At 45.5% G+C, this 20,334-nt stretch carries 17 protein-coding genes; 7 read left to right on the plus strand and 10 right to left on the minus strand.

What is annotated here, in order from left to right; genetic code table 11:
- The first annotated feature begins 1,060 nt into the window (after nt 1–1,060).
- Nucleotides 1,061–2,827, plus strand: a complete 1,767-nt coding sequence (locus ACFTRD_RS30020) for a methyl-accepting chemotaxis protein (RefSeq protein ID WP_379386388.1) — start codon at nt 1,061–1,063, stop codon at nt 2,825–2,827.
- Between the two features lie 177 nt (nt 2,828–3,004).
- Here ACFTRD_RS30020 and ACFTRD_RS30025 read toward each other — a convergent pair whose 3' ends face one another.
- Nucleotides 3,005–3,172 carry a DUF3934 family protein gene (locus ACFTRD_RS30025; protein WP_379386390.1) on the minus strand — a complete coding sequence of 56 codons (168 nt, stop codon included), beginning with the start codon at nt 3,170–3,172 and terminating at the stop codon, nt 3,005–3,007.
- A 310-nt stretch (nt 3,173–3,482) separates the two neighbouring features.
- Here ACFTRD_RS30025 and licT point away from each other — a divergent pair, with 310 nt between their 5' ends.
- The 3 genes from licT (at nt 3,483) to ACFTRD_RS30040 (ending at nt 7,878) form a co-directional block, all read left to right on the plus strand.
- Nucleotides 3,483–4,343 carry a BglG family transcription antiterminator LicT gene (licT, locus tag ACFTRD_RS30030; protein ID WP_379386392.1) on the plus strand — a complete coding sequence of 287 codons (861 nt, stop codon included), beginning with the start codon at nt 3,483–3,485 and terminating at the stop codon, nt 4,341–4,343.
- A 184-nt stretch (nt 4,344–4,527) separates the two neighbouring features.
- The gene (locus ACFTRD_RS30035) at nt 4,528–6,426 is read left to right on the plus strand and encodes a beta-glucoside-specific PTS transporter subunit IIABC (protein WP_379386394.1); all 1,899 of its coding nucleotides are present in this window, start codon (nt 4,528–4,530) and stop codon (nt 6,424–6,426) included.
- Between the two features lie 42 nt (nt 6,427–6,468).
- On the plus strand, nt 6,469–7,878 hold the full coding sequence (locus ACFTRD_RS30040) for a glycoside hydrolase family 1 protein (protein ID WP_379386396.1): 1,410 nt from the start codon (nt 6,469–6,471) through the stop codon (nt 7,876–7,878).
- A 97-nt stretch (nt 7,879–7,975) separates the two neighbouring features.
- On the opposite strand, the gene ACFTRD_RS30045 is transcribed toward ACFTRD_RS30040, so the two are convergent.
- From ACFTRD_RS30045 to ACFTRD_RS30065, 5 genes are all read right to left on the minus strand, one after another.
- The gene (locus ACFTRD_RS30045) at nt 7,976–9,196 is read right to left on the minus strand and encodes an MFS transporter (RefSeq protein ID WP_379386399.1); all 1,221 of its coding nucleotides are present in this window, start codon (nt 9,194–9,196) and stop codon (nt 7,976–7,978) included.
- A gap of 40 nt (nt 9,197–9,236) precedes the next feature.
- Nucleotides 9,237–9,836 (minus strand): TetR/AcrR family transcriptional regulator, encoded by a 600-nt coding sequence (locus ACFTRD_RS30050; RefSeq protein ID WP_379386651.1) that lies wholly within the window; start codon nt 9,834–9,836, stop codon nt 9,237–9,239.
- 120 nt (nt 9,837–9,956) lie between these two features.
- A complete protein-coding gene (locus ACFTRD_RS30055) occupies nt 9,957–11,105 on the minus strand; it encodes a S1C family serine protease (RefSeq protein WP_379386401.1) in 1,149 nt (382 codons plus the stop codon).
- A gap of 14 nt (nt 11,106–11,119) precedes the next feature.
- Complete coding sequence (locus tag ACFTRD_RS30060) at nt 11,120–12,364, minus strand: FxLYD domain-containing protein (protein ID WP_379386403.1); 1,245 nt, start codon at nt 12,362–12,364, stop codon at nt 11,120–11,122.
- Nucleotides 12,365–12,648: 284 nt separating this feature from the next.
- Nucleotides 12,649–13,068, minus strand: coding sequence for a VOC family protein (locus ACFTRD_RS30065; RefSeq protein WP_379386653.1), 420 nt, complete (start codon nt 13,066–13,068; stop codon nt 12,649–12,651).
- A gap of 273 nt (nt 13,069–13,341) precedes the next feature.
- Here ACFTRD_RS30065 and ACFTRD_RS30070 point away from each other — a divergent pair, with 273 nt between their 5' ends.
- Complete coding sequence (locus ACFTRD_RS30070; protein WP_379386405.1) at nt 13,342–14,097, plus strand: class I SAM-dependent methyltransferase; 756 nt, start codon at nt 13,342–13,344, stop codon at nt 14,095–14,097.
- A gap of 121 nt (nt 14,098–14,218) precedes the next feature.
- On the opposite strand, the gene pbp4 is transcribed toward ACFTRD_RS30070, so the two are convergent.
- On the minus strand, nt 14,219–16,288 hold the full coding sequence (pbp4, locus tag ACFTRD_RS30075) for a penicillin-binding protein PBP4(5) (protein WP_379386407.1): 2,070 nt from the start codon (nt 16,286–16,288) through the stop codon (nt 14,219–14,221).
- 147 nt (nt 16,289–16,435) lie between these two features.
- On the opposite strand from pbp4, the gene ACFTRD_RS30080 reads away from it, so the two are divergent.
- Both ACFTRD_RS30080 and ACFTRD_RS30085 read left to right on the plus strand, forming a co-directional pair.
- On the plus strand, nt 16,436–16,840 hold the full coding sequence (locus tag ACFTRD_RS30080) for a CBS domain-containing protein (RefSeq protein WP_024631266.1): 405 nt from the start codon (nt 16,436–16,438) through the stop codon (nt 16,838–16,840).
- 272 nt (nt 16,841–17,112) lie between these two features.
- The gene (locus tag ACFTRD_RS30085) at nt 17,113–18,264 is read left to right on the plus strand and encodes a hypothetical protein (protein ID WP_379386409.1); all 1,152 of its coding nucleotides are present in this window, start codon (nt 17,113–17,115) and stop codon (nt 18,262–18,264) included.
- 175 nt (nt 18,265–18,439) lie between these two features.
- On the opposite strand, the gene ACFTRD_RS30090 is transcribed toward ACFTRD_RS30085, so the two are convergent.
- The 3 genes from ACFTRD_RS30090 to ACFTRD_RS30100 form a co-directional block, all read right to left on the minus strand.
- Nucleotides 18,440–18,886, minus strand: a complete 447-nt coding sequence (locus tag ACFTRD_RS30090; protein ID WP_379386411.1) for a hypothetical protein — start codon at nt 18,884–18,886, stop codon at nt 18,440–18,442.
- Nucleotides 18,883–19,332 (minus strand): SMI1/KNR4 family protein, encoded by a 450-nt coding sequence (locus ACFTRD_RS30095; protein ID WP_379386413.1) that lies wholly within the window; start codon nt 19,330–19,332, stop codon nt 18,883–18,885. The genes ACFTRD_RS30090 and ACFTRD_RS30095 overlap by 4 nt, the downstream gene beginning before the upstream one ends.
- A gap of 247 nt (nt 19,333–19,579) precedes the next feature.
- Entirely contained in the window at nt 19,580–20,254 is a 675-nt protein-coding gene (locus ACFTRD_RS30100; protein WP_379386415.1) for a hypothetical protein, read from the minus strand.
- Nucleotides 20,255–20,334: the final 80 nt, after the last annotated feature.

The following is a 20,334-nucleotide window of genomic DNA, read 5'->3' on the forward strand; positions in this document are numbered from 1 at the left end:
ATCATACCGTCCGAAGACGAATACTGATTTCTCAGCGTCGATCTTGCAAGCAAGATCGTTACTCACTCGTTGTTCAGTTTTCAAAGATCAAACTTATTTAAGTCGCTATCGTTGTTCTCTTTAGCAACTCTTATATATTATCACGTCCGAACCAACTTTGCAAGCTCTTTCTTAAAGTTTCTTTCGAAGCTTGTTAATTCGCTTGCCGCACCATGTTTCCCGTGTTTTCTTGGCCGGATTAATAATATATCATGTCCTCTTCTTAATTACAACCTATATTATAAATTATTTTATTTCACTACATTTAGTTGAGCTGCTCTCCTTCTTCAACCCAGTATTTAAGCCTTTGGGTGCTGAAAGTCTAACCTCGCTTTATTTTGATTCATTAATAATGAAGCACACCTATTCTCCCGATCTCACCACTACAATGACTTTTGATTTGAAATGTACTCCAGTGGTTGCAAGCTATTGTTACCTCTCTAATACGCTCTATGAATAATAAGGGATATCTTAATCAGCTGTAGTCCTACTCCCAAACTCTATTGATTAGTTTGACACGTAGAGCCGTAAAAACTTTTTCTTCAATAATGTCACTACTTATTTAGTTAGCTTCATTTGTATGAGGCAGCCTATTATTAATAGTAAAGGATATTGTTTAGTGATCCGGTCGATCTGTAAAATCTCGATAAAAGCTGTTTTTGCGTATTCATGTATTTCATATATGCGCATATCTTTATTGCACCATTAACCCATCTTCCCTCTATGTATATACATATTAGGCAACAATTCACCCATCAACATGAGGTAGGTTTCAACTTCATGGCAATAATTTTCTCGATTTTAAGGGTAATGGCGGCAAATAATTTGCGCATTTCTCTGATATGAACACAATAATGAAAGAAATGAGAATAATTCTGAAAATTCTTGGTCCTAAAGCATCATTTTCATTCTGGAAACTAACATTAAGATAATCTCATTACGATATATCACATGGATACAAAGCACCATACGTAGAGCGAACACGCATCCAGATGGTCACAATTAGAAAAAGGAGTGAATTATGTTGTTAGATAAGATAAGGTGGAGTACTCTTCCCTTCTTTGCTAAAAATCTCGTTATTTCATTCGGCAGCATCACGCTAATAGGCGTTATTTTAATCACAGCCGGATACCAGTTTCAAAAAAGCATTTTGATTCAACAGTTATATGATCAGGCTGAGGTAACAACGCAGAAATGGTCCGCTGATCTGGATGCAAGCAAGGTTCTTGAAGCAGCAAATGAGAAAAACTATTCAGGTCCTGCCCAAAAGGTACTTCGGGACTATCTCGATTCGATCCACGAGCTCTATCCCAACATCGCGCAAGCTTATATTTTTGGGACGGAACTGGAAAAGGGAAATGAGACATCAATTATCGCGATTCCAACCAGCCTGGTAGAGTCCTTCGAGGAAGGCAATATGGCCGCTGGTACGATGTATGCCTTATCCTCACAAATTGTTGAAGCGCTAGAGGATATGAAAATGGACGGTAAACCCGGTTTCAGCAGCTTTTATACCGACGATTATGGGACTTGGACAACAATTATGTATCCCATCAAGAACACGGAGGGCAATACCTACGCCGCTCTTTACTTCGATGTTGATGCAAGTGCAGTTCCCCAAGGACTTCATAAACTGATTACATACAGTAGCATTTTCCTTGTAGTTTTCCTGATTCTGTTTATGATACTGCAGTACATCCTGTTGAAGAAAACACTCAAGCCAATCAATAACCTGATGAAAGGGATCGAGGCTGCGAGCGCCGGTAATCTCGATGTGTCCATCCAAACTGGCCGGGATGACCTAGGAATTATCAATGAAAAATTCAATACGATGATTCAGCGATTCAATGACACGATGTTCAAAGTCCAGACGACATCTTATCACCTGTCTGACTCATCCAAGAAACTCTTAGAAATATCCGGTAAAAATAATGATAATATTCAGTTGATTAGCAGTAACATCCGGGATATATCACTGGGACTTCGCTCTCAGGATAAGGCCAGCGTGGAAAGTGCCCGAGCAATGACGGAAATGTCTACCGTTGTACAGACCATTGCCAGCAGTTCTGCAGATGTAGCGGATGAAGCCCTAAGCATGGAACAACGTTCTAATTCAGGACATGAAATCATGCAACAGGTCATTGAACAGATGCGCCTGATTTCGGGTGCGGTGAAGCATACATCGGAATCCATACAGTCTTTGGAAAGCCGCTCCAACGAAATTAGCAGCATCGTGAATATGATTACACAAATTGCGGAACAGACTAATTTGCTCGCTCTCAATGCTTCCATTGAAGCGGCGCGTGTCGGTGAGGAAGGAAAAGGTTTCGCGGTTGTCGCAGGGGAAGTTCGAAAACTCGCCGAACAGTCCCAGGACTCGGCTAAACAGATCCGCACATTAATTGACGGTATTCAACGCGATATTCTTCAATCTGCCGATGCTATGCTGCTTGGCTCTCAAGAAGTGGAGAAAGGTTCTCAGGTCACTATGGAGACGGGGCAATTCTTTGAAGATATTTTGACAGCTACAAACAAAGTCGCTAACCAAATTCAGGATATCTCCAGCTCAACCGAAGAAATATCCGCCAGCACACAGGAAATGTCCGCTACTGCGGATGAGTTGTCTGCGAGTGTCAGCAAAGCAGCACATAGCAGCAAACAGATTGAGCAATCGATTGCCGAACAGGAATCATCCATGGCTTCCATTGTTGCTGCCTCCGATGAACTTTCTGCCGTATCGGGTCAATTGCAAGAGCTGATCTCCTTCTTCAAAGTAAGGGCCAATTAGAGCTGAATACCGAGTAAACACTAAGAACGGTAATAACGAAAAGCCAAGATGCTGGAGGGTAATTCCTACGTCTTGGTTTTTTCTATTCTTTTAATATAATTGCCCTTGCATTGAAATAAAAAAGAGACCATCCCTGTATTCAGGTCAGATCCCTTCTCTACTCTATCTCGTGCCCATTTACACGGACTCGTCACTTGAAGTTTCGGTCTCATCCTTTTTCTTCGTACCTTTACTTTTATAAGGCTTCGGGGCACTTTTCGCCCGGTTTGCAGCGGCTTGCCAACGGTTCCAGCCTTTTTTGCCAGTACCACGGCCGGTGCCGCCTTTTCCTTTTGCTTTGCTCATGTTATCACTCCAATAATCCTGTATATGCTTAAAAATGACCGTCCTCGGTAACTTATTATGCAACCCAGCCCATCTTCTTCACTTCCAGCTTTCTTATTATAACAAAAATTGACGTCTTTACGTTCATTTCCATAAATCATTGTATTGTTATTCTGTTATGAAAGCGGTATAGTGGACATAATTGAAAGAGGAAGCTGCGTCTTCTTCGGGATTGTTACTGGTAAGCAGGCGATACCCAAACAAAAGGCTGTCCAAAAAGCCTTTGTTTGGGTTTTTTGTTATTATTATGTCTATTGAGGTGAACACCTATATGATCATCCGACAGATTTTCAACAACAACGTCATTCGCGCCGAGAATCAGGTAGGGCATGAGTTTGTTGTCATCGGCAACGGTCTGGGCTTCAAGAAGAAAAATGGACAGCCCGTGGATGAGGATAAAATCGAAAAAACCTTTGTGCTGAAATCGGATAAAATACCGCAAAAACTAATTGATCTGATCGGTGAAACATCGGTTGAATACTTAAAATTGGCTGACGAAATAGTGGCCTATGCCAAAAAGGAAATGGGCGATATTTTTAGTGATAATATCTATATTTCGTTAATCGATCATATTCAATTCGCCATTACACGGTACCGCAAATCCGTGGGGCTGAAGAATTCCCTTTTGTGGCAGATTAAGAAGTTTTACAAAAAGGAATTTTGGATTGGCATGAACGCCGTGGAGCTGATTCAGGAACAATTCGGCATCCAGATGGATGAACATGAGGCCAGCTTTATTGCCATGCACTTTGTCAACGCCCGCCAAGATGGTCAGGGCATGAAACAAACGGTTGAAATTACCGAAGTCATCGATGATATTTTCAACATTGTTACCAATCATTACGGTATTACTTTGGATGAAAATTCATTTAATTATTCACGCTTTATTACCCACTTGCAATATTTTGTACAACGAATGGTGAGTAATGAACAGGAACAGATTGCTTCTGGTGATAATTTTCTGTATGAGCAAGTGAAAGACAAATACAGCAAGGCTTTTCAGTGCACCCAATTGATTAATCAGTACCTGGAAGGCAAGTTTGAAAGTGCCATGTCCATTGACGAAAAAGTGTATTTGACCATCCATATTCAACGTGTCACTTCCCGTAACGAGATACTGGACGCTGAATAAAAAAAGCTTGCAAACGATTTCGACGTCATTTATAGTAGGTCTCACAACTTAACGACAAGGATTGTTACTGGTAAAGCAGGCGATACCTAAATGATTGGCAGCGGGTCATCTTTTCGATGATCATAGCCATTCGTTTAGGTATTTTTTTGTTTTCAGGCAATCTTAACCACAAAGGAGAATGAACATGGATCATAAAAAAATGGGGGATGACATCGTTCGCCTCGTCGGCGGAGAAGCCAATATTAACGGACTTGTCCACTGTGCGACCCGGCTGAGATTCGACCTAAAGGATTCGAAAAAAGCTGAACGTGAAACGCTGGAGAAACACGACGGTATCATTACCGTTGTCGAAAGTGGCGGACAATTCCAGGTCGTGATTGGCAGCAATGTGGCTCATGTATATGCAGAGATTATGAAGAACAGAGATTTCGGAGGGGAATCCTCCTCATCTGCGGAGTCCACAGGGGAAAAAACCTCGGTATTATCCAAAGTTTTCGAAATTATTTCCGGAAGTTTCTCACCATTAATTCCGGCCATGGCAGGATCAGGTATGTTAAAAGCTTTACTGACCGTCCTGACCATGCTTGGTTGGATGTCTGATACAAGTGACACCTACTTGATTCTATCCGCTGCCGGCAACGCTGTCTTTTATTTCTTGCCCATTTTCCTCGGCATCACACTAGGTATGAAGCTGAAAGCCAATCCTTATGTAGCTGGCGTAATTGGTGCCGCTCTGATGGAACCGAATTTCACGGGACTGATGGATAAAGGCTCCGATGTATCGTTCTTGGGCATACCCGTTGTCATGATGAACTATTCAGCCAGCGTATTCCCGATCTTCATATCGATCAGCATCTACGCTGTTCTGGATAAGTTACTCAAGAAAATCATTTTGAAAGATCTACAGTTGTTCCTGGTACCGATGATTGCGTTAATGATTATGGTTCCTCTGTCTGCAATGGCCTTCGGACCATTCGGTACTACTGTAGGTGACTGGATATCTTCCGGTGTAACTTGGCTCATTGGTGTCAGCGGCATTTTATCAGGTATTGTCCTGGGTGGATTCATGACCTTCATGGTAGTCTTCGGACTCCACTGGGGGTTCACACCAATTACGATTCAGAATATCGGGGTAGGCGGTGATCCGATTGAAGCCATGGCTGCTGCAGCCGTGTTTGCACAAATCGGTGTCGCATTTGGTATTTTCCTGAAAGCCAAAAAGAACAAAACCCTGCGCACCCTTGCAGGTTCCACCAGCCTTACCGGTTTACTTGCAGGAGTAACTGAACCGATCGTATACGGTCTGATCCTGCGTTACAAACGAGTGATTCCTATCGTTGTCATTGCAGGTGCGATCGGCGGCGCCATTAATGGTCACTTTGGCGTTAAAATGACTGCTTATGTGTTCCACAATATATTTGCCATTCCTGTCTATACACCAACGGTTGTCTACGTGATTGCGATCGCCTGCTCCTTTGCTGTAGCAGCGGTATTGACCGTGATGTTCGGTTACGAAAGCAAAACCAAAGAAACCACTTCTGAAAAAAATGAATCTGTCTCCAACACATCGACTGAAAGCACGCCGGAAGAACTTCCTGTCGTACCTGAGACCAAAACAACCGAAATCAAAAAGGAACAAATATATAGCCCATTAACAGGTAAAGCCGTAGCCTTGAGCACCATTAACGACCCAGCCTTCTCAACAGGTGCCATGGGCAAAGGTTTGGCGATTGTTCCTGAGATTGGTGAAGTTGTCGCTCCTGTGGATGGTGTTGTCACTTCACTCTTCCCCACAGGACATGCCATTGGATTAACAACCAACGCAGGAACGGAAATTCTGATTCATGTTGGCATCAACACAGTAGCGCTGAAGGGAAAACACTTCTCTCCTGTCGTTCAGGAAGGTGATATCGTCAGACAGGGCGATCTGTTGATCCAATTTGAACTCGAACAAATCAAGGAAGCCGGATACGAAACCGTGACTCCTGTCATTGTTACTCTTACGCAGCAGGAAGTAGATGTATTCGAAACGACTCAGGAACAGGTACAGAAAAATGATGTCTTACTGACTCTTGTTGTCTGACCCAACTTATATCATACGTATTTAACCTAGGAGGAACTAACCATGAAGCATACCCAACTCAAGCCATTTCCCAAAGATTTTTTCTGGGGAGGTTCAACCTCCGCCTATCAGATCGAGGGAGCCTGGAATGAAGATGGCAAAGGCCCTTCTGTCATCGACATGGGAAACCATGTGGAAGGCGTAACGGACTTCAAAGTAACCAGTGATCATTATCATATGTACAAGGAAGATGTCGCGTTGCTTGCTGAAATGGGCTTCAAAGCCTATCGTTTCTCCATCGCCTGGACACGCATCTATCCGCAAGGCGCAGGTGAAGTAAATCCAAAGGGACTCGCATTTTACGATTCTCTCATTAATGAGTTAATTAAATTCGGCATTGAGCCCATTGTAACCATGTATCACTTTGATCTTCCTTATGCGCTTGAGGAAAAAGGGGGCTGGTCCAACCGTACAACGATTGATGCCTTTGAACAATATGCCAAAACACTGTATGAGAACTATGGTGACCGGGTTAAATATTGGCTGACCATCAACGAACAAAATATGCTGATCCTGCATCCCGGCTCTCTGGGTACACTGGATACCACGCTTGTTAACCCGCAAAAAACACTGTATCAGCAAAACCACCACATGCTGGTCGCTCAAGCCAAAGCCATGGTACTGTGCCATGATATGCTGCCTGAAGCCAAAATTGGCCCAGCTCCCAATATTGGTGTCATCTATCCGGCGAGCTCCAAACCGGAAGACACGCTCGCTGCTGATAACTATGCTGCCATTCGTAACTGGCTCTATCTCGATATGGCAGTATATGGACGCTACAATCATATTGCCTGGAGTTATCTCGAAGAAAAAGGATATACTCCCGTCATGGAAGATGGTGACATGGATATCCTGGCTCAAGGAAACCCTGATTTTATTGCTTTTAACTACTATACATCACAGACCGTTGGTGAAAGTCTGAATGATGGCAATGATTTCTCCCATACAGGAGACCAGCATGAGATTGTCGGTGAGCCGGGCGCTTACAGAGGATCTGTAAATCCGAATCTGCAAAAGACCGAGTTTGGTTGGGAAATTGACCCTGTCGGCTTCCGTTCAACGCTGCGCCAGATCTATTCCCGTTATCACCTGCCATTGATCGTTACCGAAAACGGTCTGGGTGCATTTGATAAGCTGGAGGAAGGTGACGTGGTTAACGACCCTTACCGCATCGAGTTCTTCAATAAACATATCGAACAGATTCAACTGGCGATTACTGACGGTGTAGATATATTTGGCTTCTGCCCGTGGTCTGCGATTGATCTGGTCAGTACACATCAGGGATCAAGCAAACGTTATGGATTCATCTACGTGGATCGGGAAGAATTCGATATCAAGGAATTAAGACGTATCCGCAAACAGAGCTTCCACTGGTATCAAAAACTGATTGAAACCAATGGAGAAGTCCGTTAACACCCTAAATTAAAAAAACCAGTCGTTTACACATAGTTCATGTGTAGTCGACTGGTTTTTTTGTATTGATAATTACGCTCTCATTTCCTAATGATAATTACATTTCCGCCTTGGCATTGCCCGATGATTTGACGCCTCTTAACACCCGCAGTGACAACAGGAAACAGATCGCCAGAACGGCAGCTGCTGAAACGTAAGGGTAGTTAATATTCACATCAAATAGTGCTCCCGCTACAATTGGACCCGCGATATTTCCCAAACTTGTATAAGCTGAGTTCAATCCGGCCACAAAGCCCTGCTGTTCTTCCGCCAGTTTGGACATCTGCGTACTGATTGCCGGACGCAAAATATCCATGCCCAGGAAGACAATAAATGTAACGACCAGAATCATCCAGTACGTGTTCACAAACAAGGTCAACAGTACAAATACCGCTACAAATAGCAGACAGACCGAAATGACTTTCTTCTCACCAAATCGATTCAACAACCAGCCGATCAGGGAGACTTGCACCACAGCACCCGCGATGGAACCAAACGTAATAATGAAAGCAATATCTTTGGTGGTGAAACCAAACTTGTGATCCACAAACAGAGAAAAGACCGTCTCATAGTTAGCCAGGCCAAACGCCATAACAAATACGATAATTAAACTGAAAAAGTAAGGCTCCCGGTACGAATGCAGCAACTGAGAAACCATGCCCGGGCTTTTGACCTTAGACGCACCTGCAACAGGTTTGGTTTGCTCTCCGGTAATTCTGGTCGATTCGGGCAAAATAATTAACGTAATGATGGATGCCAGCAAACCTGCAATACCTGCGGCATAGAAAGGAATCCGAATGCCAAAGTCAGCGATATATCCGCCGATCCCCGGACCAATGATAAATCCTGTAGTAATTGCCGCATTGATTAATCCCATACCTCTTCCGCGTTCTTCATCTGTGGTAATATCTGCGGTATACGCCATAACTGCCGGGAAGATCATCGCTGCACCGATTCCGCCAAGCATCCGGGCCGCGAAGAGCAGCGATGGTGCATTCACAGCACCAAACATAAACTCCGATACAGCAAAAATTAACATGCCGCCAACGATAATTTTTTTGCGTCCCAGGATGTCAGACCAACGGCCCGCAACTGGAGAAAACAGAAACTGCGTGAAGGAGAATGCTGCGACCAGCAAACCAACCGTGAACCCAGTGATTTGCAGTAGATCCATGTACGCAGGCATAATGGGCACAACAAGCCCTATTCCTGTAAAAACGAGAAAAATATTAAACATCAACAGCAGCAATGCGCCCCTGTTCCGTGTTAGTAATGCCATGATTCCATCCTCCGTAGTTGTCAAAATGTTGCCTTAATCTTTAATTTTTGTCTTTTGCAATCCCGTTCAAGAATACGCTGGCTGCCTGGCGGTACAAGGCAAGAGCCTTTTCTGACTCCATTCCGCGTGACAGCTGACTAAGACCAATAATGGTGCTTTCCAGAATGAGGGCCAGATTGTCTGCGTTGTCTGCCTTGAACTCTCCGCTCTCAATTCCCTGTTCCACCAATTGTTTGTTAAATTGAATATGCCGTTCAAACATCAAAGCTATTCGTTCTTCAATATCGTTTTCTTTCTTTTCCCCGGTGAAAAACTCATCTGCCGCCTTCGTCAGCGGGTGATTCATGTCATCAAGGACTAATTGTTCCGTCAAGCCGTAAATCTTCTCCGTAGAAGTATGATACAGATGTTCCTTGGCCGCCCAATTCTCTTCCCACTCCCGATCCCACTCATCAATCAGGTAGAGAAACAGACCTTCCTTGCTTTTGAAATGGTAATAAATATTTCCTTTGCTGCTGCCCGTCGCAGCCACAATATCTTCAATGGACGTTGCTTTATAGCCTTTTTGCACAAAAAGGGCTCTTGAGGCATCCGCAAGTTTCTTCTTGGTCTGCTCGGTTTGTAGTTGCTTTTTATTCATATTCATACGTTTCACTCCACCTCGCGCATACTGAACGTTCGTTCTGTATTTTAACAGATACATCAAGCATAATCAACAAAAAAGGAGAGTTGGCATATCTGCCAACTCCCCTCCCTCGCTTTATTTGATCTTTTTGCCCTGGCCATGCAATATTTTCAGCTGGCCGTTCTCAGACCCTATCTGATACGTAACCTTGTATTTTGTTGTTACATACTCGCCATCTCTACGCTCATCGGCAGTAATGACTGCCGTCACTTCCATCTCTTTATCTTCGTTGGTCGTAGAGGCCATATCTCCGATTGTTACATAGCTCGTATTTATATACCCTTCGCGGAACTTGGCATATGTCGTCCCACTCTGCCATTCGCTGCCGAGCAATGCATAGGCGGTTACATAATCATTCAGATTCAGGCTCATATAGAAATCTGTCACAAGTGTCTCTGCTTCCACTGAGGCGGAGGTTGAGCCTGAATGCGTATTTCCTGCCGTCTGAATCGTCGTCGTACTTGAAGGATTCTTGGACCAAGCCTGTACCTGCTTGAGCACACTGGTCATAGGGATGCTGAAGCCAATTCCGCCTTCCTGCTCCACCACAGCTGAATTGATGCCGAGCACTTCGCCAGTCTCCGCACTAATCAGTGGTCCGCCACTGTTACCATGGGTTATAGGCGCTGAGATCTGATAAAGATTGCTATACATATAAGGTGCTATTTCAAAGCTGCGTCCTACACCGCTAATAATCCCCGTAGTTACGGTGTTTTCCAGTCCGAGTGGACTGCCCAGTGCCAGGATCTCGTCTCCGATCTCGGCTTTGGATTTGGCAATGGATAGTGGTTTGACCTTTTTCAGATCCGGTACCCTGACAATAGCCACGTCCGTCTCTTCCCCCCTACCAATCACTGTCCCTTTATATTCCTCATGACTCAGGGTACGGACGATCACTTCTTTTGAGCCTTCCACCACATGCGCATTCGTGACGATGTCCCCCTGATCATTGTAGAGGAAACCGGAACCCAATCCACTGCTGCTCTCAATCGTGACCACTTTCTTCTGACTCTCTTCAATAATCTGTTTGCGCGTCTTCTTCTCAGGTTTCTTGGAAGCAGTCGTCTTTGCCGCATTTTCCGTTTCCTTCGCAGCGACAACGGCCAGTCTGGGCCCATCCTGCAGCTGATCTACTGAATGCTGATGTATCCAGAACACGCCTCCTGCCCCAGCACCAATAATTATGGCACTGGATATGATCGTACTCCATGTTCGTTTGGCCATTCCAACCTGTCCTCCTATTCCAGATACCACGTTGCATTCACAACAGAGACTTCCGCTTCCTGGTACACACCATAATAATAGGTTTCAAAGAAACCCTCTTCCCCCACATCCAGCCAGCTTGGATACACATCCACATATGTCTGGCCCAGATAGGTACCGTCTGTCCCATAAATATCGATCATGACAGTGACGGAGGAGATTGGCCGGGTCGCATTGTTTACCATGGAACCGCTAATATAAAGGTCACCATACATATCAAGCGTTGCCTCAACGTTCACGATGCTTACTGCGGATGTTCGATTCTTCAAATCTTCTTCCGCAGCCTGTTGCTCGGCCAATTGGATACGTTCCGCTTCGGCTTTCTCAAACGCCTTTTTCTCACTGATGACCCGCTCACGGTAGGCAGTCAGTTTTTCATTTTCCGGCGCATAGGACAATCCCTGATCCACCGTTTGTAAGGCAGCCGTGAAATCCTTTTTCTTCACTTGCTGTTCAGCCTGTTTATAACTGAGGCCTGCCAGCTTGTCGACGATTTGCTTCTCTACCGCCTCGGCTTCATTTCCCTTCAGTTTCGATACGGTATCCAGCTTCTCGGCAAGCGCCTCTACCGTGGTCAAACTATCGATTTCCTTTTTCACCTTCAGTACGGCGAGTGTTACCTTTCTGTTGTTTAATGTGGCACGTACCTTGGCAAATACGGGTTCTTTCCGTTCGTTCAGCACTTTGGCTACAGCCTGTATAGTCTTGTCTCCTGCGGACAATTTTCCTGTCTTCAGACTTGTGGACGCTTCATTTAACTGATTCATCATATTGAACGCTTTCGCCGTAATTTGGCGATCCTGTACAAGTGCATTATAGTTCGGTCGTTTCGCTAGAGCGGTGTCCAGCAACTGAAGAGCTACTTTGTATTTACCTTCCAGGGCCGCTTGTTCCGCCTGTTGATGCAGCGATTTTACCTCCGCATTAATCCCCATCTCCTGCTTGTAATAATACGTCAGCAAAGCCCCCATCACTGCTGCCAGAAGCAGTGGAATGATCCAGCTAAATGCACGACCTTGAGCATTGTTGCTCTGCTCCGGTGCAGACTGCTGCTGTCTCGATAATTGGTTTACTGCTTTTCCCGCTCCACTTTCAAGGCCAACCGCAGTCTCTGCCCAGATCTGTTCTTCTGTAGAGCCCGAATCTTTTAACTTTGTTCTACACTTTCTACATGTGCTATCCCCTGGACTGCTTTTCGTCCCACATACGTGACAATACACCCTGATCCCTCCATCAAAAAGAACGTATGTATGTTATGCTATTTTTACATGAATCGACACTTATCATATAGCAAAAAGGTAAATTACACCATATGCTATCAGGATAAATCCGGTGCCTGTTTCCACAACACGAAAAAATGATGCCGACAAACGCTATCTCTGCCTGCGTTATCCTATTCATGTCCATATTGAGATGGATGTGTGAGTGTGCATGATTCGAATAAATGGACACCAAAAATGCCTCCCTATTTAATAGGAAGGCACTGACGAACGTAAATTCAAATTTATTCTTGTGTCGGAAAGCTGCTTAGATCCATATAGGAAACTTCCCACAGATGATCATCCAGGTCCTGAAAACTCCATCCATACATAAACCCATGATCCTGAGGATCATTATGTGGCTTGCCGCCAGCATCCAAGGCAGCTTGTACAATCGCATCAACCTGTTCACGACTCTCCACCGACAAGGCTACAATGACTTCTGTCGTGTCCGCCGCATTGGAGATCTTCTTCGAAGTAAACGATTGGAAACGATCCTCCACCAATAACATCGCATAGATGTTGTCTCCAATGATCATGCAAGTCGCAAACTCGTCTGTAAAATTCGCATTGAACTCAAACCCTACTTTGGTAAAAAAATCAACGGACTTCTTTAAATCCTTAACGGGCAAATTGACAAAAATCTGCTTGGCGCGAACAGCCACCATCGATCACCTCAATCTAGTAGAGTAGAGTCTATCTCAAAATAACATCTCGCGTATACGCTGTCAATTCATTATAATAGCGGTATTCCACAAGGTGAGGTGAAATGGATGTTGCTACCGAATCGTCGAAGTAATTAGTCGTCGGGCTGGGTCAAAACGCGTGCCAGCTATCATGGGATACGTATGCCCTTTTGAGCCTGCTCGGCATCTAACCATAACGATTTTGCACAACATCTGTCTAGAATCAAAAACCCACGTTGGAGGAAACTATAAATGAAGAAAAAAATGGACTATCCAGCCTTTTACGAACGTATTGGCCGATTGAATGGCTGGGACTTCAGCTCCCTGAAAGTGACTTCCGAGGGCGTTGGATGGAATTTCTACGAGGAAGTGGCACGCTGCATTCATTCATCTGATCTGCTGCTCGACATTGGCACAGGTGGTGGAGAAGCTGTTCTGTCTATCGCGAATGCAGCGTTGTTATTGGTTGGAATCGACCTTTCCCAGAGCATGATTGAGACAGCCAAGCGTAATCTTAAGGCATCTGGTTCCAGGTCGAATGTCCGTTTTGTGCATATGAATGCAGAGCAACTGACATTTCCGGATCAATTCTTTAATGTGGTGTCCTCCAGACACTGCGGCTTCTGCGCTACAGAAGTATTCAGGGTATTGGCCGATGGCGGTGTATTCCTTACCCAACAAGTCAGTGAAAATGATAAATATAATCTCTCCAAGGCTTTTGACCGTGGACAATCGCTGGGCGTTCAGCCTGGCACATTAATGGAACGATACAAACGTGAACTTCGGGAAGCAGGTTTTCGAGACATTGAGGCACTCGAATATAATGCAACAGAATATTACGCCACGCCTGATGATCTACTTTTCCTGCTGACCCATGCACCGATCATTCCCGGTTTTGGAGAGAAAGAATCCGACTTAGAGTGTTTCCAACAGTTTGTTGAGCAAAATCGCTGCGATAAAGGGATTCGAACGAACTCGGCACGTTTTATGCTGACTGCTCGGAAATAAATCTTATAACATAAAGGCAAACATAGAGCCCAGCCCCCATTTTCGTAACATAAATGGGGGCTGGGCTCTTCACATACTAAAAGATACATCGTAAATAGCAATCCAATTACTGCGTTACTCCCTATTTCTCCAGGAAAGGCTTCAATTTATCCAAAACATAATGACTGCCGCCTCTTCCGTTTACCCCTTCAATGACTGCGGCTATAAGGAAGGATGGCGAATCGGTATCAAACACCACGACAAAACCGTTCTCCTGTCCCTTCTCTCCCTTCTTGGCCTTCAGCTCCGCTGTTCCGGTCTTGGCCGCAAGTCCCTCAGGGATTGAGTTCAAGGAATGGGCCGTTCCCCCCGATCGGGTCACAACCTGGCCCAAAGCATCCTTCACCGTATTTGCGACCTCAGGTGTAATTACAACTTCCGGTTGGACGGTCTCCTTTTCCTGTATCAGCACAGGCTTCACCATTTTTCCTTCATTAATAAACGGGGTGAAGGACGATGCCAGATGGATCGGCGACATCAACATTTCTCCCTGTCCATAGGACGTGTCGGCGAGCAACACCTCGGATGCAAGATCGAGATGAGCTTCGTTTGCATACTGACTTGGCTTCAAATACAGTTCATCCAGGCCAAAATTATCACCAAAACCAAACTTCTGGATGCCATCTATGAACTTGGCGCTGCCCATCTCTACGGCTTCCTTTGCAAAATAAATATTGTCCGAGTAGACCAGAGCATCAACCATGTTTACAGGGGACACATTTTTTACACGTTTTACATAATACCCGCCCCAACTCTCGTCCTTGCGCCATTGCAGACCGGAAATTTCATGCGATTTGTCCGCAGTGGTAACCTTCTCCATCAGCCCTGCCGCTGCCGTAATGGCTTTGAAGGTTGAACCTGGTGCATAACGATTCGTGAATCGGTTGATAAAAGGAAGCCTCTCATCTGCTGAATATGCATCCCACTCAGCCTGTGTCAGCCCCGTTACCATCTTGTTCGGATTGTAAGCAGGAGCACTGACCAGTGCCAGCAGGTTACCATCTGTCGGGTTCATCAACACCATCGCCCCGGCGTCACCACCGCTGGATAACGTCTTATACAACTTTCGCTGTTTCGCTGAGCTGATCGTCAGTTGAATATTCTTTCCATCTACTGCATCTTTGCGGATTAGCTCTGAGCGAGTGTTGCCGGATTCATCTGTAATCTCAATCAGTCCACCACGTTCCCCGCGAAGCTGTTTCTCCAGCGATTGCTCCAGTCCGGCTTTGCCAATCCAATCTTCCGCACGGTAGTAACCTTCTGTATCTTTCTCCAGATCTTCCTTGGTGGCCTTGCGGACGTAGCCGATCAGATGTGCAGCAGCCTCACCAAGCGGATAATACCGGATCTCCTTGGATTGAACTTGCACACCAGCCAGTCCAGCAGGCACACGGGAGTCCTCTGTTGAAGCGATGGGGACAAAGTATTCCGGCTTCACCCATTTCTGAGCAAGCGTATTGTTAATGCCATCCTCCGTTACCTTGTAATGCTTCGCAATCTGGGAGATCATTGCTTCCGGGTTATCTCCCAGCTTCTCCGGTACAATGCCCCATTCATATATGTTTCCCTTTGTTGCCAGGGGAAGTCCTTCACGATCAACAATGTCCCCACGTTCAGGGAACAGTGTCCTCACTCTGACTTTGCTGCCCTTAACCATGTCGGCCAGAATCAAGGATGGCTTCCAGTTAATCCGCCAGATTTTGCCCCCATCCTCAAGTTCTTCGCGCACCAGTTTCAGCGTATGTGTCTCGTTCACGTCCCCCAGAAAGGTCGTAAGCTGCAGATTGTAGTCGGTCTCAAAGGTATCCGGGTTCTGAGTTTGTGCTGGATTTCCACTGCCATCGGTTGTCGACTCGGTTACCTGCGGCTTTACCTCTGCTTTAACGGCAGAAACCACCATGCCCGAATAGATTGCATTATATTTCTCCACAAATTGCTCACGGTTCATGCCTGACTCACCCAGCGAAGCAGGTGTCATCAAGGTATACAGCTGATCAAATTCTTTCTTTTGCAAATGCTCTATGTACTGGTCAACGGTGGCTTCGGGTTTTACTTCCTCTGTTTTGTTATTCTGCATGTATAAGTACATTCCAATTCCACCGGCAAACAAGATGGGAAGCAGTCCGTATATAATTTTACGTTTTGATTTCATGGTCATATCACCTCTAATATACACTATAGATTTCCAGCCGCATTTAAACAATGGAACAAATCTGACGAATTTATCATTAAAAATAGCCGAAAGCTCACATAATATGTTTAAATAAGGATAGTGAGATTATAGTAAAGGAGCCCGATGATGGAAATCAGCTATTTTTTACTCCCCAAAGCCGAAGTGGCCTATATCAAGTCTTCCGCTTCCATGAAAGATGCGATCGAGCAGCTTGAATTGCAGCATTATACCGCCATTCCCGTGATTGACCAGGACGGAAAATATGTTGCCACCCTGTCCGAAGGCGATTTGTTATGGAAAATGCGGAGCACTCCGGGTCTGACCTTCGAAACCATGGATCAAGTTCAGGTGCATGAGATTGACAACCGGGTATATAATGAATGCGTCTTTATCAAGGCCGAAATGGAGGATATGCTGACGCTCGCAGCTGACCAAAACTTTGTGCCTGTGGTGGACGTGGATCGTGTCTTCCTTGGTATCATCCGTCGCAAGGATATTATTGAGTATTACACGCGCAACATATCCGACTGATTTTCAATTGAATATAGGCCTTTGCCGATGAAAGATGGCAAAAGGCTGAAACAAAAATGACGAGCCCTGGCTTGTCATTTTTGTGTTGGGTGCTCATGTCAGATCACATCTTTCGCTTGGCGAAGATCTCTTACTGGAATGCGTATGGGTGCAATCCCTGCGTGACAGACGAGGCAACCTGTACCCTGCACCCCAGGGCAAGAACAACATCTCTCCAGACGAACTGAACGAGATGGCTTATCTATATTCTATAGAGAGGAGGCAAGTGAAGCATGATCAAGAAGTGGAAAAAACTTACGCTTGTCGCCAGCCTTGCTGTGTTATGGAACGTGTATCCCATTCAGGCTGTTCAGGCAGAGCAGCTCAAGGTGAATGGGAATACACTCCATGAATGGAACAACGGAGCCAAGGTAGACGCCAGCGTTGATAACAAAGGCAGTATTCAGATTAAGACCTCTACACAGGGGCTCAAAAAAGGAAACTATTCGGCCTACGTCTATGAGCTGCAGAATCGGGACTGGTCAGGCTATGGGGCTTTGACCTTCTCCATCCGCAATGAGTCGGACCAAAAGCTGCCTCTTAATATCGTACTGACCCGATCGGATAAACTTTCCCTGACTGTGTCTGATGATCGAAACGTCATCATAGTCGAGAAATTAACCGGACAGGCTGAACTGGTTCGCCCGGTATCCGGTCTGATTGAGTTGGAACCGGGATTTGTCGGACAGATCCGCATTCCCTTTTCCAGCCTAATGGTTCAGAACAAAGCCAACACGACAGGTCAAGTGAGCTTGGGCAAAGTCATTGGTTGGGGCATTACTACCACTACTCCCGAAAACGCCAAGCTGAGCTTCCGCATCGGCAATATCAAGCCTTTGTCCAGGAAGCAAGCTGTGGCCGAGAACGGGCTCACTACCTTGCAAATGACTGGTGATGAGCGTGTGGTGAAGCCTGTAACCGGGGAATCCACAGTCCAATACGGTGTTCAATCCGCCTCAGAAGAAACACCTGATGTAAAATTTCAGCTCGACACCCCCGTACAGGGAGTATCCATTACACCGGATGGACTGCTGACGCTTCATACCGATGTCGATGCCGAGCGGGCCACAATCCGCGCACTTGTAAATGGAAAATGGAGGCTGACAACAACCGTCATACTGGATCACTCTTCGGCCATGAATGTTCAGGAGAAAGAAGAGACGCCACGTTCTATTCCCGACCCATCTGAAGTTACCAAGGTGCTCAGCCCTGCGGACCCACTGATGAAAACGTCGGTGGGATGGTTTATTTGGCTCTTGTTAACAGCTGCCGGAATCCATGGACTCATACTCTACTGGCTATGGAAAAGACAACGGAAAGCCTCTGGCGCCATAAAGCGACGTTCCCGGGAAGATCGACAAGCAAGGCGTCCTTTTCGCATGTAAACGCACGTATTTGTATCCATATCGCCGCAAGATCTCTTGGATGAATTTTCCCTTACGGAGCGAAAGATTAACCCGCTGAAGGATCATACTTATATAAAAAATTAAAAGAAAAGGGTACCCCACGGGCCAATGCTTTGGCAGATAGGGTACCCTTTTCATCTTGTAATCCGTAGAATCAGTTTCGTTCACGCTTCATCTTTTGTTCCTTATAATATTGCAAAACGTCACGCGGACTGCCTTGAAACGCTCTTTCCTTGCCATATGCATATGCCTGGTTCAAATGAGCAAAAGCTTCATCATGCTGCTCTAGCCTCATGCAGACCATACCTAGCTCTATCCACAGCCCGGTATTAATATCGGAACCTCTCGTTTGCAGGGCCATTTCAGCCCACGGCTTCGCCAGTGTGTATTGCTCCAGGTCCATATATGCATTCACATAACAGGAAGCAATCCAGCTTGCCATTTCCCAGTCAGTCTTCGGCTCAGGCAGCATCCCCCAAGCCTGATCATAATAGATCAGGGCCTGCTCATGCTGCTGCGTTTCATCAAGAATATTGCCTGCTTCTACCGTTTCGATAATTTCTCTCTCCAGTTCAGGATGCTCTGGTGTCAGATCCTTCACTCCGCAACCGCCTCCTCCAGTTCGAAATACCATTCCAGAAAATTGTTGAAGCTTGCCCACTGCGGTACACTTTCACCGCTCAGGAAACGTTCAATCGACTCACCAAGCTCCACCAGAACCACTTCTCCCGTTTGGCGGTTATAAAAGAATCCACCCTCGCCCTCAAAGCTGTCGAGCGGTATGTAGGCTTCTGGCAATCCCAACGTGAGTTGAGCCACCGTCATGTCCTCCAAATATACGGTGTTTTCCATCACCCAGCAGATCTGATAGATCTCCTGATGCCTGCTGTAAAAGGTCGGTCCATCGTCTGCATGCAAATAAAACTGTGCAAACTCCGATTCAAGATCAATACCCAGTTTACGTAAAGCTTCTTCGTACTCTGCTAGCACATCTTCATGCCACCAGCCCTGATTTTGACAATAATCAATAATTTTATTGGATAACATATTCAGCCTCCTAATGAATTACATGATGAGTGTAAGCCTTCTGGCTCTGAAATTTTATCTTTTACTTTATAACCTAGCCTGTAGCCTGTTTATCCCTTTCAAATCACGACAAAGGTACTACAGGTATCCATACTTGAGGTGAATGTTCGTTTAATACCTACGAAAGTTAGGAGCTGCTGTTCAATCAGGTGATCATTCACATTCATAAAATATGCTCCTCTCAGAATGAATTGAATTATTTAGATGGCTATTCAACATCTTCAGAAGACAGATTAATTGCAGAGCGATATGGAGTGTGATTACCCATCACCCATTCATGAAATAATTGGTGAGCGCTGCTGGCATTCGGAGCCATGAAGAGGTACGTTCCCTCCACCTCTCGGCGGCTCAGCCTGGAGTCCAAAAGCTCCCTATCCTCTTCTTCGTTCAAAACAATTCGGTACGTCCCATCTTCCTCTCGGAAGCCAATCGCGTACACATTCGTATTTTGTTTATAATACCCCAGCTGCAACACGGCTGGTTGCTCCTCGGCCATTTCCCCTGCGAAGGCCGGGTTAGGAAACTTTTCGTCAAAGCTCTTTTCTTCCAGCATGGTGCCCTTAAAGAAACCATCAACCACCCTTCCCAGACGATCCACGATGAGATGTGCATATTCATAGGGAAACTGTTGGATCTCGTACACATCCCGATCCGAATGATGCCATTGCAGATGCTCCATGATTTTGGAATATGTGAAGCTAACGGCACTTGCCATTTCCCGATCCAACGGCTGGTCAGCGGTGAGACGGGTCAGTTCCATAATACTGTTCACATACTTCCAGAATAACCTCTGGTCGAAGCGCGCTTCCTCGTGAAGCATGTACAAAAAGGTATTCTCCTCCGCGCGCGCATTGCGCATCAGTTCTTGAAACGATGGTCCCATATGGTTATACCTCCGCTATGTACTACAGTTACTGTATCAAAAGAGTAGGACGATTGGAAATATCACATGATGTAAAAGAA

Origin of the sequence: Paenibacillus sp. NPDC056933, from assembly GCF_042674385.1 — a bacterium.
In the GTDB taxonomy this organism is placed as follows: domain Bacteria; phylum Bacillota; class Bacilli; order Paenibacillales; family Paenibacillaceae; genus Paenibacillus.

Coding starts and splice junctions, on each gene's coding strand:
- ACFTRD_RS30025 (WP_379386390.1), bottom strand. CDS start 3,172: ATGAGCAAAGCAAAAGGAAAAGGCGGCACCGGCCGTGGTACTGGCAAA.
- ACFTRD_RS30020 (WP_379386388.1), top strand. CDS start 1,061: ATGTTGTTAGATAAGATAAGGTGGAGTACTCTTCCCTTCTTTGCTAAA.
- pbp4 (WP_379386407.1), bottom strand. CDS start 16,288: ATGAAATCAAAACGTAAAATTATATACGGACTGCTTCCCATCTTGTTT.
- ACFTRD_RS30050 (WP_379386651.1), bottom strand. CDS start 9,836: ATGAATAAAAAGCAACTACAAACCGAGCAGACCAAGAAGAAACTTGCG.
- ACFTRD_RS30040 (WP_379386396.1), top strand. CDS start 6,469: ATGAAGCATACCCAACTCAAGCCATTTCCCAAAGATTTTTTCTGGGGA.
- ACFTRD_RS30035 (WP_379386394.1), top strand. CDS start 4,528: ATGGATCATAAAAAAATGGGGGATGACATCGTTCGCCTCGTCGGCGGA.
- ACFTRD_RS30100 (WP_379386415.1), bottom strand. CDS start 20,254: ATGGGACCATCGTTTCAAGAACTGATGCGCAATGCGCGCGCGGAGGAG.
- ACFTRD_RS30045 (WP_379386399.1), bottom strand. CDS start 9,196: ATGGCATTACTAACACGGAACAGGGGCGCATTGCTGCTGTTGATGTTT.
- ACFTRD_RS30070 (WP_379386405.1), top strand. CDS start 13,342: ATGAAGAAAAAAATGGACTATCCAGCCTTTTACGAACGTATTGGCCGA.
- licT (WP_379386392.1), top strand. CDS start 3,483: ATGATCATCCGACAGATTTTCAACAACAACGTCATTCGCGCCGAGAAT.
- ACFTRD_RS30095 (WP_379386413.1), bottom strand. CDS start 19,332: ATGTTATCCAATAAAATTATTGATTATTGTCAAAATCAGGGCTGGTGG.
- ACFTRD_RS30085 (WP_379386409.1), top strand. CDS start 17,113: ATGATCAAGAAGTGGAAAAAACTTACGCTTGTCGCCAGCCTTGCTGTG.
- ACFTRD_RS30055 (WP_379386401.1), bottom strand. CDS start 11,105: ATGGCCAAACGAACATGGAGTACGATCATATCCAGTGCCATAATTATT.
- ACFTRD_RS30080 (WP_024631266.1), top strand. CDS start 16,436: ATGGAAATCAGCTATTTTTTACTCCCCAAAGCCGAAGTGGCCTATATC.